Annotated in this window: 12 protein-coding genes; 4 read left to right on the top strand and 8 right to left on the bottom strand. The window is 61.1% G+C overall.

Annotated elements, in window-relative coordinates; genetic code table 11:
- Positions 1 to 112: 112 nt before the first annotated feature.
- Complete coding sequence (mltF, locus tag F0169_RS13110; protein WP_058414827.1) at positions 113 to 1573, bottom strand: membrane-bound lytic murein transglycosylase MltF; 1461 nt, start codon at positions 1571 to 1573, stop codon at positions 113 to 115.
- Between the two features lie 286 nt (positions 1574 to 1859).
- Here mltF and purL point away from each other — a divergent pair, with 286 nt between their 5' ends.
- The 4 genes from purL (at position 1860) to F0169_RS13130 (ending at position 8245) form a co-directional block, all read left to right on the top strand.
- The gene (gene purL, locus F0169_RS13115; RefSeq protein ID WP_152746772.1) at positions 1860 to 5756 is read left to right on the top strand and encodes a phosphoribosylformylglycinamidine synthase; all 3897 of its coding nucleotides are present in this window, start codon (positions 1860 to 1862) and stop codon (positions 5754 to 5756) included.
- Positions 5757 to 5760: 4 nt separating this feature from the next.
- Positions 5761 to 6072, top strand: a complete 312-nt coding sequence (locus tag F0169_RS13120) for a YqfO family protein (RefSeq protein ID WP_058414825.1) — start codon at positions 5761 to 5763, stop codon at positions 6070 to 6072.
- Positions 6073 to 6269: 197 nt separating this feature from the next.
- Positions 6270 to 6731, top strand: a complete 462-nt coding sequence (locus tag F0169_RS13125) for a Rid family hydrolase (protein ID WP_206670177.1) — start codon at positions 6270 to 6272, stop codon at positions 6729 to 6731.
- 575 nt (positions 6732 to 7306) lie between these two features.
- Complete coding sequence (locus tag F0169_RS13130) at positions 7307 to 8245, top strand: pectate lyase family protein (protein WP_122250666.1); 939 nt, start codon at positions 7307 to 7309, stop codon at positions 8243 to 8245.
- 159 nt (positions 8246 to 8404) lie between these two features.
- Here the strand turns inward: F0169_RS13130 and nagE are convergent, their stop codons facing one another.
- From nagE to F0169_RS13165, 7 genes are all read right to left on the bottom strand, one after another.
- Positions 8405 to 10096 carry an N-acetylglucosamine-specific PTS transporter subunit IIBC gene (gene nagE, locus F0169_RS13135; protein ID WP_152746773.1) on the bottom strand — a complete coding sequence of 564 codons (1692 nt, stop codon included), beginning with the start codon at positions 10094 to 10096 and terminating at the stop codon, positions 8405 to 8407.
- 26 nt (positions 10097 to 10122) lie between these two features.
- Positions 10123 to 12633 carry a phosphoenolpyruvate--protein phosphotransferase gene (gene ptsP, locus F0169_RS13140; protein WP_152746774.1) on the bottom strand — a complete coding sequence of 837 codons (2511 nt, stop codon included), beginning with the start codon at positions 12631 to 12633 and terminating at the stop codon, positions 10123 to 10125.
- A 36-nt stretch (positions 12634 to 12669) separates the two neighbouring features.
- Complete coding sequence (locus F0169_RS13145; protein WP_122250663.1) at positions 12670 to 13692, bottom strand: SIS domain-containing protein; 1023 nt, start codon at positions 13690 to 13692, stop codon at positions 12670 to 12672.
- Positions 13673 to 14779 carry an N-acetylglucosamine-6-phosphate deacetylase gene (gene nagA / locus F0169_RS13150; RefSeq protein ID WP_152746775.1) on the bottom strand — a complete coding sequence of 369 codons (1107 nt, stop codon included), beginning with the start codon at positions 14777 to 14779 and terminating at the stop codon, positions 13673 to 13675. The genes F0169_RS13145 and nagA overlap by 20 nt, the downstream gene beginning before the upstream one ends.
- A gap of 54 nt (positions 14780 to 14833) precedes the next feature.
- Positions 14834 to 15565: a GntR family transcriptional regulator gene (locus tag F0169_RS13155; RefSeq protein WP_058414929.1), complete on the bottom strand. Its 732-nt coding sequence runs from the start codon at positions 15563 to 15565 to the stop codon at positions 14834 to 14836.
- 262 nt (positions 15566 to 15827) lie between these two features.
- Entirely contained in the window at positions 15828 to 16331 is a 504-nt protein-coding gene (locus F0169_RS13160; protein WP_058414819.1) for a L,D-transpeptidase family protein, read from the bottom strand.
- A 39-nt stretch (positions 16332 to 16370) separates the two neighbouring features.
- Complete coding sequence (locus F0169_RS13165; RefSeq protein WP_058414818.1) at positions 16371 to 16919, bottom strand: NUDIX hydrolase; 549 nt, start codon at positions 16917 to 16919, stop codon at positions 16371 to 16373.
- Positions 16920 to 16981 lie beyond the last annotated feature (62 nt).

Genomic DNA, 16981 nt, shown 5'->3' on the forward strand with positions numbered 1-16981 from the left:
TCAGATAAGTATTTTTCAACTGACACACCGCAATCGCGAGCAAGCCCGCTCCCACAGTTGACTGCATTGTATGTTGAAAAAAATCAGTCTCAACCAAACTGCCGGCCAGGATTCACAACTGCGGGTTGTCTTCCGGCGGCTTGGTCTTGTCCACACCCGGCACGTGCAAGTTACCGTCAACCACTTGGTTACCTTCCAACTGCGGTTGCGTCACCCACGTGAGGATGTCGTAGTAACGCCGGATGTTAGCCACAAAATGCACCGGCTCACCGCCACGTGCATAGCCGTAGCGGGTCTTGCTGTACCACTGCTTCTGCGACAGGCGCGGGAGCATCTTTTTCACGTCCAGCCACTTGTTCGGGTTCAGGCCTTCCTTTTTCGCCAGGATTCGCGCGTCGTCCAGGTGGCCGGTGCCGACGTTATAGGCGGCGAGGGCGAACCAGGTGCGGTCCGGCTCGGCGATCTTGTCGTCCAGTTCATCCTTGATCTTGGCCAGGTACTTGGCGCCGCCCATGATGCTTTGCCTGGCATCCAGGCGGTTGGACACGCCCATTGCCTGGGCCGTGTTCTGGGTCAGCATCATCAGGCCGCGCACGCCGGTCTTGGAGGTGACGGCCGGTTGCCATAGCGATTCCTGATAGCCGATGGCTGCGAGCAAGCGCCAATCGACCTTTTCTTCCTTGGCATACGCGCGAAAGTGCTTTTCGTACTTGGGCAGGCGCTGCTGCAAGTGCTGCGCAAAGGTGTAGGCGCCGACGTAGCCAAGTACGTCGACGTGCCCGTAGTAGCGGTCTTTAAGGCGTTGCAATGTGCCGTTTTTTTCGACCTTGTCGAGGTAGCTGTTGATCTCGTTGAGCAAGCTGTTGTCATCACCTGCCGCCACGGCCCAGCTCTGGTTGCTGGCATTGCCGAGGTCGAACGCCACGCGCACGTTGGGGAAGTACACCTGGTTCATCGCGACTTCATTGGAGTCCACCAGCGTCAGGTCGATTTGCCCCTCGTCGACCATGCGCAGCAAGTCGACCACCTCAACGGCGTCGGACTCTTCGTATTCAATCGCCGGGTTCTGCTTTTTCAGCGCGGCCAATTGCTCGGCGTGGGTGCTGCCTTTAAGCACCATGATCTTCTTGCCCACCAGGTCCGCCGCACTGGTCGGGCGGGACTGGCCATTGCGGTAGATGATCTGCGGGGTCACTTCGAGGTAAGGATGCGAGAAACGCACCTGTTGTTCGCGCTGCTCGCTGCTGACCAGGCCGGCGGCGGCGAGCACCGGGCCCTTGGGCTTGCCCAACTGGCCGAACAGGTCATCGAGGTTGTCGGCGGTCTCGATCTCCAGCTTCACCCCCAGGTCGTCGGCAAAACGCTTGACCAGTTCGTATTCGAAACCGGTTTCACCGTTGCGGTCCTGGAAATAAGTCGCCGGGCTGTTCCGGGTAATCACCCGCAATACGCCATCCTCCTTGATTCGCTCGAGCGTGCTGGGTTTATCAACACAGGCGCTGAGCATCAGGAAGAGTCCGGTTGCGATGAGCCATTTAGCGCATCGCGGGCGCAAAGCAGTAGGGGAGAACATCTGCGCAGTATACGCAAACGACCCACGGCGCCATATCTCGACAGCACGGGACTTGTCTGCTAGCACCCGCAAAACCGGGCTGAAGCCCGCAGAAACGTGGGCTGGCGAAGGTTTGTGACGGTTAAAATAACTGCGCGCAATGTCCGCGATACTGCCCTGATACCGTGCAAACCTTGCCAACTGACGTTCGGCAGCGGCCAGCGTTGCCGTTTCGGGTGCCGTTGGCGCAGGTTTACGCTAGAATGCACGGCCTCAAAGCACACCCCTTCCCGAGGCTGTCCCGAAGATGTTGATCCTGCGCGGCGCTCCTGCCCTTTCTGCCTTTCGCCACAGCAAACTCCTTGAACAACTGAGCCAAAAGGTTCCAGCGGTTACAGGCCTGTATGCTGAATTTGCTCACTTCGCCGACGTTACCGGCGTGTTGACCGCCGACGAACAGCAAGTGCTCGCACGCCTTCTGAAGTACGGTCCCAGCGTTCCTGTTCAAGAGCCTGACGGCCGCTTGTTCCTGGTGCTGCCACGGTTCGGCACCATTTCGCCCTGGTCGAGCAAGGCCAGCGACATCGCCCGCAACTGTGGCCTGGAAAAAATCCAGCGCCTGGAACGCGGTATTGCCTTCTATGTAGCAGGGCAGTTCAGCGATGCCGAGGCCGAGCTGATCGCCAGCAGCCTGCACGACCGCATGACCCAGATCATCGTCAGCCAGTTGGAACAGGCTGCCGGCCTGTTCAGCCACGCCGCGCCCAAGCCGCTGACCGCGATTGACGTGCTCGGCGGTGGTCGCGCCGCCCTCGAGAAGGCCAACACCGAGCTGGGCCTGGCCCTGGCCGAAGACGAAATCGACTACCTGGTCGACGCCTTCAACGGTTTGAAACGCAACCCGCACGACATCGAACTGATGATGTTCGCGCAGGCCAACTCCGAGCACTGCCGTCACAAGATCTTCAACGCCAGTTGGGACATCGACGGTCAGAGCCAGGAAAAAAGCCTGTTCGGCATGATCAAGAACACCTACGTGATGCACAGCGAAGGTGTTCTGTCGGCTTATAAAGACAACGCCTCGGTGATCGTCGGCAGTGTTGCCGGGCGTTTCTTCCCGGACCCTGAAACCCGCCAGTACGGCGCGGTGCAGGAGCCGGTGCACATCCTGATGAAGGTTGAAACCCACAACCACCCGACCGCGATTGCCCCGTTCCCTGGTGCTGCCACCGGTTCCGGCGGCGAGATTCGCGACGAAGGTGCAACCGGGCGTGGCGCCAAGCCAAAGGCGGGCCTCACCGGTTTTACCGTGTCCAACCTGCAAATTCCGGGTTTCGAACAGCCGTGGGAAGTGCCGTACGGCAAGCCCGAGCGCATCGTTACCGCGCTGGACATCATGATCGAAGGCCCACTGGGCGGCGCCGCGTTCAACAACGAATTCGGGCGCCCGGCGCTGACCGGCTACTTCCGTACCTTCGAGCAGTCCATCACTACACCGCGTGGCGATGAAGTGCGCGGCTACCACAAGCCGATCATGTTGGCCGGCGGCATGGGCAACATCCGTGAAGAACACGTACAGAAAGCCGAGATTCTGGTCGGCTCCAAGCTGATCGTCCTCGGCGGCCCGGCGATGTTGATCGGCCTCGGCGGCGGCGCTGCGTCCTCCATGGCCACCGGCACCAGTTCGGCTGACCTGGATTTCGCCTCCGTACAACGCGAAAACCCGGAAATGGAACGCCGCTGCCAGGAAGTCATCGACCGTTGCTGGCAGTTGGGTGACAAGAACCCGATCAGCTTCATCCACGACGTCGGCGCCGGCGGTTTGTCCAACGCCTTCCCGGAACTGGTCAACGATGGCGAGCGCGGTGGCCGTTTCGAACTGCGCAATATTCCAAACGACGAGCCGGGCATGGCCCCGCACGAAATCTGGAGCAACGAATCCCAGGAACGTTACGTGCTGGCCGTTGGCCCTGAAGACTTTGCGCGCTTCCAGGCCATCTGCGAACGCGAGCGCTGCCCGTTTGCCGTGGTCGGCGAAGCCACTGCCGAGCCGCAACTGACGGTTACCGACAGCCACTTCGGCAACAACCCGGTCGACATGCCGCTCGAAGTGCTGCTGGGCAAAGCCCCGCGCATGCACCGTTCGGCCGTGCGTGAAACCGAGTTGGGCGATGACTTCGACCCAAGTTCGCTGGAACTGGCCGACAGCATCGAACGCGTGCTGCACCACCCCGCCGTGGCGAGCAAAAGCTTCCTGATCACCATCGGCGACCGCACCATCACTGGCCTGGTTGCGCGTGACCAAATGGTTGGCCCGTGGCAGGTGCCGGTGGCTGACGTTGCCGTCACCGCCACCAGCTTCGACGTCTACACCGGTGAAGCCATGGCCATGGGCGAGCGTACGCCGCTGGCCCTGCTGGACGCCCCGGCGTCGGGCCGCATGGCGATTGGTGAAACCCTCACCAACATTGCCGCCTCGCGCATCGGCAAGCTGTCCGACATTAAACTGTCGGCCAACTGGATGTCCGCCGCCGGCCACCCCGGTGAAGACGCGCGCCTGTATGACACTGTGAAAGCAGTCGGCATGGAGCTGTGCCCGGAGCTGGGGATCACCATTCCGGTGGGCAAGGACTCGATGTCCATGGCCACCCGTTGGAGCGATGAGGGCACCGACAAGAGCGTTACTTCGCCGCTGTCGCTGATCGTCACCGGTTTTGCACCGGTTACCGACATCCGCCAGACCCTGACCCCGCAACTGCGCATGGACAAGGGCACTACCGACCTGATCCTGATCGACCTCGGCCGTGGCCAGAACCGCATGGGCGCCTCGATCCTCGCGCAAACCCACGGCAAGCTCGGCAAACACGCGCCGGACGTGGATGACGCCGAAGACCTCAAAGCCTTCTTCGCCGTGATCCAGGGCCTGAATGCCGACGGCCACCTGCTGGCTTACCACGACCGCTCCGACGGTGGTTTGCTGACCAGCGTGGTAGAGATGGCCTTCGCCGGCCACTGCGGCCTGAACATCGTGCTCGACAGCGTTGCCGAGGATGCGTTTGAAATTAACGGCATCCTGTTCAACGAAGAGTTGGGCGCAGTGATTCAGGTGCGCCAGGACGCAACCCCGGACGTGCTCGCGCAATTCAGCGCCGCTGGCCTGGACGACTGCGTGGCGGTGATCGGCCAGCCGATCAACAACGGTGAAATCAATATCTCCTTCAATGGCGATACCGTGTTCGCCGGCCAGCGCCGTTTGCTGCAACGCCAATGGGCTGAAACCAGCTACCAGATCCAGCGTCTGCGCGACAACGTTGAGTGCGCCGAGCAGGAGTTCGACGCGATCCTGGAAGAAGACAACCCGGGCCTGAGCACCACGCTCAGCTTCGACGTTAACCAGGACATCGCCGCGCCTTACATCAAAAAAGGCATTCGCCCACAAGTTGCCGTACTGCGTGAGCAGGGCGTCAACGGCCAAGTGGAAATGGCGGCCGCGTTCGACCGCGCGGGTTTTAATGCGATTGACGTGCACATGAGCGACATCCTCGCCGGTCGCGTTGACCTCAACGAGTTCAAAGGCCTTGTTGCCTGCGGTGGTTTCTCCTACGGCGACGTGTTGGGTGCCGGTGAAGGCTGGGCCAAATCGGCCCTGTTCAACAGCCGTGCCCGCGATGCGTTCCAGGGCTTCTTCGAGCGCAACGACAGCTTCACCCTGGGTGTGTGCAACGGTTGCCAGATGATGTCCAACCTCAGCGAACTGATCCCGGGCAGCGAGTTCTGGCCGCACTTTGTGCGTAACCGTTCCGAGCAGTTCGAAGCCCGTGTCGCCATGGTGCAAGTGCAGGAGTCCAACTCGATCTTCCTGCAAGGCATGGCCGGTTCGCGCATGCCAATCGCCATCGCCCACGGTGAAGGCCATGCCGAGTTTGAAAACGAAGAAGCCTTGCTCGAAGCCGACCTGTCCGGCTGCGTGGCCATGCGTTTCGTCGACAACCACGGCAAGGTTACCGAAACCTACCCGGCCAACCCGAACGGCTCGCCGCGCGGGATCACCGGCCTCACCAGCCGCGACGGTCGTGTGACCATCATGATGCCGCACCCGGAGCGTGTATTCCGCGCCGTGCAAAACTCGTGGCGCCCGGAAGAGTGGGACGAAGACGGCGCCTGGATGCGCATGTTCCGCAACGCTCGCGTGTGGGTGAACTAAGGCGGTGTACAAGCTTGCCTTCTTTGTGCCCACAAGCCATGTGGAGACGGTGAAAACCGCCGTCTTCGCAGCGGGTGGCGGGCGCATCGGCGACTACGACAGCTGCGCCTGGCAAGTGCTGGGCCAAGGCCAGTTTCGCGCGTTGGACGGCAGCCAGCCGTTTATCGGGCACGTCGGCCAGGTTGAAGTGGTTGAAGAATGGAAGGTGGAGCTGGTGGTGGCGGATGAGTTGATGGTGGCTGTCGTGGCTGCGCTCAAGCTAAGCCATCCCTACGAGACACCGGCGTATGAGGTGTGGCAACTGGCGGATTTTTGATCCGACGGCTGTGAAACGAGAAACCCGCTGGGCCATCACGGACAGCGGGTTTTTTGTGCCTGGAAAACAGAAACCCCCTACAGAGGCTTTGTCGCCAGCAACGGTAGTGTGCCGCTCGGGTGCTTCGAGACAACGCATCCGCATCAGTGGCCGCGTGGATGTCTCGGGCTTGGACCCAGTCGAGAAGGTGTTCCTACATGAAGAAGAACCAGTGGATCGCAGGCAGTGCTCTGGCGGCTATGTTGATGGGTGCCGGAGCCGCTTGGGCGGTTAAGCCCGAGGCCAAGGGCAACGTCCAGTTTTACGATTCCGGGCGTTTTGACCTGCCATTCTCGGATGGCGTACGTGTAGGCAATGTGTTCTACACCGCCGGGGAAATCGGCGACGCTCACGGTTCCGACAAAGTGGTGCCAGGCGGTATCGTGCCGGAATCGCGCCAGGCGTTGGAAAACATCAAAACCACGCTCAAAGCCAACGGCTATGCGATGACCGACGTCGTGAAGTGCACGGTTTTCCTGGAAGATATTAAGGACTGGCCAGCTTTCAACGACGTCTACAAAGAGTATTTCAAAAAGCCTTACCCGGCGCGTAGTGCGTTCGGCGGCACCCAGTTGGCCTGGAGTGCCAAGATGGAAATTGAGTGCATTGCGGCCAAGTGATGCGTTCGGATTGATTCGCTGGTTGTGAAACTGGAAACCCGCTGGGCCAGTGTGGTCAGCGGGTTTTTTGTTGGCTGTCAGGGCCTCATCGGGAGCAAGCCCCCTCCCACAGTTGACCGGGTTGTCTGTCATACATCACGCCAATGTGGGAGGGGGCTTGCTCCCGATGAGGCCTCAGATATTTCTTACAGACCTTTCAGGTTGTCCCTCGAAACTGGCGTCACTAAAGGGTGGCTGTGCGCGGGAGGCCTTAGGGTCACCGGGGTCCTGGCGACTCGGTCTTGCAGGCCCGTGCACAGCTGCCACCCATCAACTGCAAGTGATGCCGGTAGCTCCCATTTTTGCCAGGAGTTTTACCATGATCAAAGACAGTCCAAATCTTCGGTTGGGCGCAGAGCGTCCAAGGCGGCATTACCACGCAGAGCGTGGGAACGATCATGTGAAGTTAATCGGGTTGACGGTGATGTTTTTATAAACTACTGTATGAATGTACAGTAAATGTGCACATGGCCAGGACGGCCATGTTTCATTCTTGACCCGAATAACCGGGTCTTATGATTTAAGAGAGGGAACTCATGTCTTATCCAGAAAGCAAACTCACTGGCCTCACCGGCTTTGCCAAAGCCGCTAAAGTGACCGGCGGCTGGTCCGGCCCGGTTGTCAGTATCACCACCCTTGATCAACTCAAAGCCAATATCGGTGATGCCACACCGCGGGTGTTGGTGATCAACAGCAATATCTCAACCTCCAGCCTGACCAAAGTTTCCCTGGGCTCGAACAAAACCCTGGTCGGTTCGTTCCAGAACCGCACGCTCAATAACATCCACTTTCGGGCGACCGCCGCTTCGCAGAACATTATTTTTCAAAACATCATCTTCCAGCATTCCGCCAGCATCAAAGATAACGATGACATCCAGCTGTACCTCAACTACGGCAGCAAGTACTGGATCGACCATTGCTCCTTTGTAGGCCATAGCTGGTCCACCAACGATGGCAGCCTCGACAAGCTGCTGTACATCGGCGACAAGGCTGACTACACGACCATCAGCAACTGCTTCTTTGGCAGCCACAAGTACGGTTTGATCCTTGGCCACCCGACCGATGACAACAACACCGCTTTTAATGGTTTCCCACGCCTGACGATTTGCCACAACCGCTTTGAAAACATGGAAGTGCGTGCACCGGGGTTGATGCGTTATGGCTACTTCCACGTCTATAACAACTACATCAACAAGTTTCACCTCGGTTTTACGCTGGCGCAAAACGCCAACATTCTTTCCGAGAGCAACCACTTCGGTGAGGGCAGCGAGAATAAAGGCATGTTGGACGATAAAGGCAACGGCACATTTACCGACATTGGCAGTGTGCCTGCGATCACTAATCAGAAGTCGCCAAAAGCGCAGTGGACGGCTTCTTCCAACTACACTTACGCCTTGAAAACCGCCGCACAAGCGAAGGACTTTACGGTGAAAAATGCGGGGGCACAGTCGGCGAACCTGGTGTTTGGCGGCTAAAGCGATCTGCAACCAGGCGCCTGAGTTATTGGGCGTCTGTTAGAACCCGTCGCGAGCAAGGCCGCTCCCACATTTTGATTTGTGAACACATTCAAATGTGGGAGCGGCGGTGCGACGATTCGACTTGCTCGCGATTGGGCCATAACAGCCACTACACCTCTAAACCCTGCCACCCACCAACCGCGCCAACGCCTCACCCAACCCCGAAGCATTGTCACCCACCAGCAGGTGCAAAACACCGCTGTCCAGTCGACTGATGCCTTGGCAACCAAGCGCGGTGAGCTGATCGTGCGACACCACCGATTCATCCCCCAACTCTACGCGCAACCGGGTCATCGCCACCGCTTGCAACTGGCGCACATTGGCTCGACCGCCCAAGGCATTCAGCCATTCTTCGGCCTCCTGCTCATTCACCGCAATCGGCTTATCCACCGCTGCGACCGCGACAGGCACCGTCGCCACAAAGGCGGGCATCGCCAAGCGAATCTCATCGGCGATGCTGTCCGCCATCGGCCCGACCACTACTTGTAAGCTCCCGCCATTGCCTGGCCGAACCACGGCCATGGCGCCCAGTGCTTTCAGTTCGGAGTCGACCACCTTGTTGCGATCGCGCATGTCCAACCGCAAGCGCGTGGTACACGCGCCCACACTCAGCAGATTGTCCGCGCCGCCCAGCGCACGGATGTACGCGCTGGCGCGTTGGTTGTCGCTCATCGCTTCGGCCTGCACCACCGGAATATCTTCACGGCCCGGCGTCTTCAAGTTAAAGCGGCGAATGCAGTAGTTGAACACGCTGTAGTAGATCACCGCGTAAGCCAGCCCGACCGGGAACACCAGCCAACCATTGGTGGACTTGCCCCAGCCCAGCACCATGTCGATAAACCCGCCGGAGAAGGTAAAGCCCAAGTGGATATTCAACAGGTTGGTCACCGCCATCGACAGGCCGGTGAGCAGCGCGTGGACCAAATACAAAAACGGCGCGAGGAACATGAACGCAAATTCAATCGGCTCGGTCACCCCGGTCAAGAACGAGGTCAGTGCCATCGAGAGGAAAATCCCGCCCATCACTTTGCGCCGCTCCGGCAATGCGTTGCGGTACATCGCCAGGCACGCAGCGGGCAGGCCGAACAGCATCACCGGGAACATGCCGGTCATGAACTGGCCGCCTTTCGGGTCGCCGGCAAAGTAGCGGGTCAGGTCGCCGGTGACGACGGCGCCGGTCACCGGGTCGGTGAAGCTGCCGAACACAAACCACGCCATGTTGTTGAGGATATGGTGCAGGCCGGTGACGATCAGCAGGCGGTTGAACACGCCGAACACGAACGCGCCGAAGCTGCCGCTTTCCATCAGCAACACGCCAAAGCTGTTGATACCTTGCTGAATCGGCGGCCAGATCAGGCCGAATATCACCCCTAAGCCCACCGCACTGAAGCCGGTGACAATCGGCACAAACCGCCGCCCACCAAAGAAGGCGAGGTAATCCGGCAGCTTGATGTCCTTGAAGCGGTTGTACAGCCCGCCCGCCATCAAGCCGCTGGCGATACCGGCGAGCATGCCCATGTTGATGCTGGTGTCCATCACCTTGAGCGTGGAGACCATCACCAGGTAGCCAATCGCACCCGCCAGGCCCGCCGTACCGTTATTGTCGCGGGCAAAACCCACGGCAATGCCGATGGCGAAGATCAGCGCCAGGTTGGCGAAGATCGCCTGCCCGGCGTCGTGCATCACGGCGATGTTCAACAGGTCGGTGTCGCCCAGGCGCAGCAAGAGGCCGGCGATGGGCAAGATTGCGATCGGCAGCATCAGCGCGCGGCCGAGGCGTTGCAAGCCTTCGATAAAATGTTGGTACATGGCGTGTCTCCCTTTTTTTGTTGTTGTCAGCTCAGCGGCCAGTGGTGGTGACAGGCTTGGCGAACGGCTTTGGCGCTGCTCAGGTCGAGCAGGCCTTGGCTCAATTGCCGGCATTGCGCCGCGTCCAGGTGGCGGACGCGGTCTTTGATTTCGCCGATTTGCGGCGGGCTGACCGACAGCTCGCGCACGCCAAGGCCGATAAGCACCGGCGTGGCCAGCGGGTCGGACGCGAGCGCGCCGCATACACCCACCCAACGGCCATGTTTGGCTGCGCCCAGGCAGGTTTGCGCGATCAGTCGCAACAGCGCCGGGTGCAAGGCATCGACCCGCGCGGCGAGGCCTGCGTGGTCGCGGTCCATGGCCAGGGTGTACTGGGAAAGGTCATTGGTGCCGATCGACAAAAAGTCTGCGTGCTCAGCCAATTGCTCGGCCATCAGCGCGGCAGCGGGCACTTCGATCATCACGCCCAGTTGCGGGCGTTGGGTCAGTTCCAGCTCTGCGCACAACTCATCCAGACGCCGGCGGATCTGCAGCAGTTCGTCGACCTCGCTGACCATCGGCAACAGGATGCGGCAGCGTTCAAGCGGGCGCACGTGCAGCAGCGCGCGCAGTTGTTGGTCGAGCACATCCGGGCGCACTTGGGCCAGGCGAATGCCGCGCAGGCCCAGCACCGGGTTGGCTTCGACCGGCAGCGGCAAGTAGTCGAGTTGTTTGTCGCCGCCCACGTCGATGGTGCGGATGATCACCGACGTGTCGCCCATGGCATCCAGCACGGCCTGATAGGCCTGGCGCTGCTCCTGTTCATCCGGCGCGGTGCGGCGGTCGACGAAGAGAAATTCTGTGCGCAACAGGCCAACACCTTCCGCGCCGTTTTCAAATGCCACCTCGGCTTCGGCACTGGAGGCGACATTGGCGGCGACTTCGATGCGCACGCCATCGCAGGTTTGCGCAGGCTGTTGGGCGTGGGCCTGTTGCTGTTGGCGACGCAGCGTTTGCGCCTCGCGAAGCTGGTGCACTTCGGCGTGGCGCGCCGCGCTGGGTGCAAGTTCCAGGCGGCCGTTGGCAGCATCCAGCACCACGCGTTGGCCGTGTGGCACATCCAGCAGTTCGGCGCCCAGCGCGACCACGCAGGGCAAGCCTTTGCCGCGCGCGAGGATGGCGACGTGGGAGGTCGCGCCGCCTTCGGCCATGCAGATGCCGGCTGCGTTTTGCGCACTCAGTTGCATCAGGTCCGAGGGGGTCAGTTCATGCGCGCTGACGATTGCGCCAGCAGGCAGTTCGACGTGCCAGGCTTCACCCAGCAGCGCACGTAATACACGCTGTTGCAGGTCGCGCAGGTCGTTGGCACGTTCGGCAAACAGTGGCTTGCCCAATGCCAGCAACACCATGCACTGCGCCTGTATCGCATCGCGCCAGGCGTGGGTGGCGGCGCTGCCGTCTTCGATGGCCGCGGTGGCTGCTTGCAGTAACGCTGGGTCTTCGAGCAGGGCCAGGTGCGCCGCGAATATCTCCTCTTCCTCGACCTGCTTGCGCTGCCGGGCATGGTTCAGCGTGGTGCGGATTTCGTCGCGCACTTGCTCAAGCGCTGCGTGCAGCCGTTGCAATTGTTCAGCGGCGACGTGGTTGCCAGTGTCGTGCGCCAACTCGATGCCGGTAAGGCGAAACAGCGGCCCGCAGACCAGCCCCGGCGCCGCACACACACCGTGCAATACCCCGGCTTCGGTATTGACCCGACGTACAGCGACCACAACCGGTGCGTGGTGTTCTTCTTTGATAGCGACCGACAGCGCGGCGACCAACGCCTGCAACGCGGCCTCGGCATCCTGGCCGCGGCAGCTGACGCGCACCTCGTCGCCTTCGCCAATGCCCAGCCCCATCAAGCCGATCAAACTGTCGCACGCCGCCGACTTACCGGCGAACTGCAGCTGCGCCTGGCTGCTGAAACCTTGCGCGGTCTTGCGGATTAACGCGGCGGGGCGCGCATGCAGGCCGCCACGGTGAGTAATGCGCACGCTGGCGCTGACTTCCGCGACCGAGTTATCCACAGCCGTCCGCATTGTGCTGGTTGAGCGCGCCACAATCTGCAACAACGGCTCGCCAACTTTCACGGTTTTGCCGGCAATCGGCCGCAGTTCAAAGTCATCGCCATTGGTCAGAATGATCAGGCTGACCAGGCTTTTGCACTGGCGCGCAACGCGGTCCAGATCAAACTGCACCAGCGCCTGCCCAGCGCTCACCCGCGCACCTTCCTGCACCAGCACGGTAAACCCTTCGCCCTTCAACTCCACCGTGTCGATGCCCACATGCAGCAACACTTCGGCACCGTTTTCGGCGCGAATGCTCAGCGCATGCCCGCTGCGCGCAACCTGCATGATTACCCCGTCACACGGCGCGTGCAGGCAGCCATTCAGCGGGTCGATGCCGATGCCGTCGCCCAGCGTGCCGCTGGCGAACACTTCATCGGGAACATTGCGCAGGCTCAGCACCGGCCCGCTTAAGGGGGCGTTGAGGGTCAGTTGATTATTGTTGTTGGACATGGGCACGGTACTCATCAGGAAAACGCTGCAAACCACTCAGTGAGTGCGGGTAACTTTGCTCAGGTGACGCGGCTGGTCCGGGTCCATGCCCCGAGCGACTGCCAGGCCTGCGGCCATCACGTAAAAACTCTGGATCGCCAGGATCGGGTCCAGGCTTGGGTGTTCGGCGCGGCTCAGGGTCAGGTCGCGCTCGGCAATGTCGTCTGGCGCGGCCAGCAACACGCGGGCGCCGCGCAGGCGCATATCGGCGGCCAGGCTCAACAGGCCAGCTTGCTCGGCGCCGCGTGGGGCGAACACCAGCAACGGGTAGTTTTCGTCGATCAACGCCATCGGCCCGTGGCGCACTTCGGCGCTGCTGAAGGCTTCGGCCTGGATCGCCGAGGTTTCCTTGAGCTTGAGCGCTGCTTCCTGGGCGATGGCAAAGCCTGCGCCACGGCCGATCACCATCAATTGCTGACAGCCGCGCAGGGCCTCGATGGCATTGCTCCAGTCTTGCTTGGCGGCTGCGCGCAACTCATCGGGCAGCGCGCGGCAGGCCTGCAACACATCAGCCTCCTGGTTCCAGTGGCCGATCAACTGCGCGCTGGCGCTGAGGGTGGCGATAAAACTTTTGGTCGCGGCCACGCTGAGTTCCGGCCCGGCGCACAGCGGCACGTGGTATTCGCAGGCGGCTTGCAGTGGCGAGTCTTCGGCGTTGACCAGCGAAATGCTCAAGGCCCCGCGTTTGCGCAGCAGGCGCAAGCTGTCGACCAGGTCCGGGCTTTGCCCCGACTGGGAGAACCCGAACGCCACCTGGCCGCTGACCTTCAGCGGCGCTTGCAACAAGGTCACTACCGACATCGGCAACGACGCCACCGGAATGCCCACGTGTTGCATGGCCAAGTAGGCGAAGTAGCTGGCGGCATGGTCGGAGCTGCCGCGCGCGATGGTCATCGCCACCTGTGGCGGTTGATGGCGCAGGCGAGCGGCCACGGCTTCCAGCAGCGGGTCGAGGCGTTGCAGTTGCGCGGCCACGGCGTCACCGGAGGCCAGTGCCTCTTCAAGCATTTTTGAAGTCAATGGTTTCTCCTTCGACCATTACGTCGGTGAGGTGCAGGGAGCGGTCCATGCGCACGCAGTCGGCAAAGCTGCCGGGTTGCAGGCGCCCGCGTTCTGGCAGGCCCAGGTAGTCCGCAGGGAATTGCGACAGGCGTTGTGAGGCTTCGCTGATCGGCAGGCCGATTTTCACCAGGTTGCGCAGCGCCTGGTCCATGGTCAGGGTGCTGCCGGCCAAAGTACCGTCGGCCAGGCGCACACCGCCCAGGCATTTGGTCACCGTGTGGCTGCCCAGCTTGTATTCGCCATCGGGCATGCCGGCGGCGGCGGTGGAGTCGGTTACGCAGTACAGGCAAGGGATCGAGCGCAGCGCCACGCGCATGGCGCCGGGGTGCACGTGGAGTAAATCCGGGATCAGTTCTGCGTACGTGGCGTGGGCCAGGGCGGCGCCGACGATGCCGGGTTCGCGGTGGTGCAGCGGGCTCATGGCGTTGTACAAATGCGTAAAACTGGTGGCGCCGGCGGCGAGGGCGGCGACGCCTTCTTCATAGCTGCCCAAGGTATGGCCGATTTGCATGCGCACGCCGCGCTGGCTGCACGCGCGGATCAGCGCGTCGTGGCCGGCGATTTCCGGGGCGATGGTGATCACCCGGATCGGTGCCAGGCGCAGGTAGTCTTCGACTTCGGCCAGCAACGCGGTGTGCGCAAAGTTGGGTTGTGCGCCGAGTTTTCCAGGGTTGATGTAGGGCCCTTCAAGGTGCACACCGAGTACACGCGCGCTGCCGCTCGGGCGATGCTCACAGAAGCTGCCGAGTTGGCCGAGCACGCGGGAAATTTCGTCGACCGGCGCGGTCATGGTCGTGGCCAACAGCGAGGTCGTGCCAAAACGCACGTGGGTGCGGGTGATGGTTTCGAAGGCGCCAGCGCCCTCCATGATGTCTTTGCCGCCACCGCCGTGTACGTGCAGGTCAATAAAGCCTGGCAGCAGGTACGGCAGGTCATTGTCAGCCGGGTCGCACGGCGTGCCTTCGGTGGCGACCACTTTGCCGTGTGCGTGGACCAGGCGGCCACGAATCCAGCCTTGAGGCGTGAGGATATTGTCTTCGGACATGGGGCAGTTCTCTAAGTCTGGCAATGGGCGGCAACGGCCTGTTGACGCGGCGTTCTAACGTCGAAGCTCTGCGACAAAGTCGTAGTAGTCGTTGCGGCAGTAGGTGTCGGTGATTTCAATCGGCGTGTTGTCGGCGGTGTAGCCGACCCGAGTCATCAGCAGCATGGCGGTGCCGGGGGCAATGCCCACCAGCGTGGCGAACTCATCCGAGGCATTGATCGCCTGGATATGTTGCAGGGCACGCACGATGGGCTTGCCGATGCCGTCGAGGTATTCGTAAAGCGAATTGCCGATGGCCTGTGGATGCGGCAGCACCGAGGCGGGCATCGCGGTCATTTCAATCGCCATCACCGTGTCGTCGGCTTTACGCAGGCGTTTAAGCCGCGCGACTTTGTCGGTGGGCGACAGCGCGAGGCGGATCAGCTCTTCATGGGTCGGCTGGGTGATGTCGCGCTCCAGCCACTGTGAGCTGGGCACAAACCCCTTGAGCCGGAGCATTTCGCTAAACCCCGAGAGGCGTGACAGCGGTTGTTCCAGGCGTGGCGTGATGAACGTGCCGGAGCCTTGGCTGCGGCGGATCAGGCCTTGCGCAAACAACACTTCCAGCGCTTTGCGGGCGGTGACCCGCGAGAGGCTCAACTGCTCGCTGAGGACGCGTTCGGACGGCAACGCCTGCTCGGATTTCCACTGGCCGGCATGGATCGCAGCTTCGAGGTTGCGCGCCAATTGCAGGTACAGCGGCGTCGATTGTTTGTCGTCGGGGCGCAGCGCCAATATGGGGTTCATCATTAAGGTTTCCGACGCCGTTATTAGAGTGTTGTCGCTCGGTAATGGCTGGAAACTAATACCACTTAAATACCATGTCAATGCTGCAAAAACGGTGCAGGCAATGGTTTATAGGCACTTTATGGGTGCGTGGTGGCCAGTGGTATTAGAGAGGTCTTTGGCGCGCGCAGAAGTGTGCCGCCCGCGCAGTGAACTGGTATTCACCGGCAGGCAGTCGTGAGGGCGGGAAATATTTTTGAAATTTATTACCGGCGGTCAGCGATCAAGGCCGAATCTCGATCATCGTGCCGTCCTTGACCAGGTTCCACACTTCGCGCATGTCCACGTTGCGCATGCCGATGCAGCCGTCGGTCCAGTCCAGCGTATGGAACCACTGTTCCGGGTATTCCTCGGTGTCGGGGGTGCCGTGAATCATGATCATGCTGCCCGGTTTAACACCCTCGCGGCGCGCGCGGGCGGCGTCACTGATGTTCGGGTAAGAGATGTGCATGGCGAGGTTGTAGCGGTCGCTGTTTTTACGCCAGTCGATCCAGTAAAAGCCCTCCGGCGTGCGGCGGTCGCCTTCAAACAGCTTGGCGCCCTTGGGGTTTTTGCCCAGGGAAATGCGATAAGTCTTGAGCGGTTTGCCGTCGTTGATCAGTTGTAACTGGTGGGCAGACTTGAGCACCAGAATTTTCTCGACAGGTTTGCCGCCGATGATTTCCACCGAGGAGGCCGACGACAGGGTAGCGAACGACAGGCAGATAAGAGCGAGCAACCAACGCATTAAAACGTTTTCCCTTTTAAAAGGTGCGGCCTGGAGTTGTTATTTGGCCGACCGCGTCATCGGCGGCACCGACTCGCTGCGCACCGGGAACGCTTGTTGCCGACGGTCAGCGAAGAAGCATTCTAAGGTACGCCCGACCGTGCGGAAAGCCAGCTCGGACCAAGGGATGGAAGCTTCATCGAACAGTTGCACTTCAAGGCTTTCGGGGCCTGCGGCAAAGTCCAGGTCGACCAGCTCGGCGCGGTAGAAAATATGCACCTGGCTGATGTGCGGCACGTTGATCAAGGTGTACAGGCTCAGGTTGCGCACGCGAGCGCAGGCTTCTTCCAGGGTTTCGCGTTCGGCGGCTTGTTCCACGGTCTCGCCGTTTTCCATGAAGCCTGCGGGCAGGGTCCAGAAACCCAGGCGCGGCTCGATGGCGCGGCGGCACAGCAGCACTTTATCGCCCCACACCGGCAGCGTACCGGCAACGATATTGGGGTTCTGATAGTGAATGGTCGAGCAGTGGTCGCACACAAAGCGCAGGCGCGAGTCGCCTTCGGGAATGCGTTGGGTCACCGGTTTACCGCACTGGCTGCAGAAGTTCATGCTGGGGTTCCTGAAGAGTGGGCACATCTTGGCTTGGTGCCAGGCTTTACTGCAAGTTGTGG

Source organism: Pseudomonas kitaguniensis (genome assembly GCF_009296165.1).
In the GTDB taxonomy this organism is placed as follows: domain Bacteria; phylum Pseudomonadota; class Gammaproteobacteria; order Pseudomonadales; family Pseudomonadaceae; genus Aquipseudomonas; species Aquipseudomonas kitaguniensis.

Bases quoted from the DNA above. Each gene is read 5' to 3' on its own strand.
- F0169_RS13125 (WP_206670177.1), top strand. From the start codon at position 6,270: ATGAAGAAGAACCAGTGGATCGCAGGCAGTGCTCTGGCGGCTATGTTG.
- nagA (WP_152746775.1), bottom strand. From the start codon at position 14,779: ATGTCCGAAGACAATATCCTCACGCCTCAAGGCTGGATTCGTGGCCGC.
- purL (WP_152746772.1), top strand. From the start codon at position 1,860: ATGTTGATCCTGCGCGGCGCTCCTGCCCTTTCTGCCTTTCGCCACAGC.
- nagE (WP_152746773.1), bottom strand. From the start codon at position 10,096: ATGTACCAACATTTTATCGAAGGCTTGCAACGCCTCGGCCGCGCGCTG.
- mltF (WP_058414827.1), bottom strand. From the start codon at position 1,573: ATGTTCTCCCCTACTGCTTTGCGCCCGCGATGCGCTAAATGGCTCATC.
- ptsP (WP_152746774.1), bottom strand. From the start codon at position 12,633: ATGTCCAACAACAATAATCAACTGACCCTCAACGCCCCCTTAAGCGGG.
- F0169_RS13165 (WP_058414818.1), bottom strand. From the start codon at position 16,919: ATGAACTTCTGCAGCCAGTGCGGTAAACCGGTGACCCAACGCATTCCC.
- F0169_RS13155 (WP_058414929.1), bottom strand. From the start codon at position 15,565: ATGAACCCCATATTGGCGCTGCGCCCCGACGACAAACAATCGACGCCG.
- F0169_RS13130 (WP_122250666.1), top strand. From the start codon at position 7,307: ATGTCTTATCCAGAAAGCAAACTCACTGGCCTCACCGGCTTTGCCAAA.
- F0169_RS13160 (WP_058414819.1), bottom strand. From the start codon at position 16,331: ATGCGTTGGTTGCTCGCTCTTATCTGCCTGTCGTTCGCTACCCTGTCG.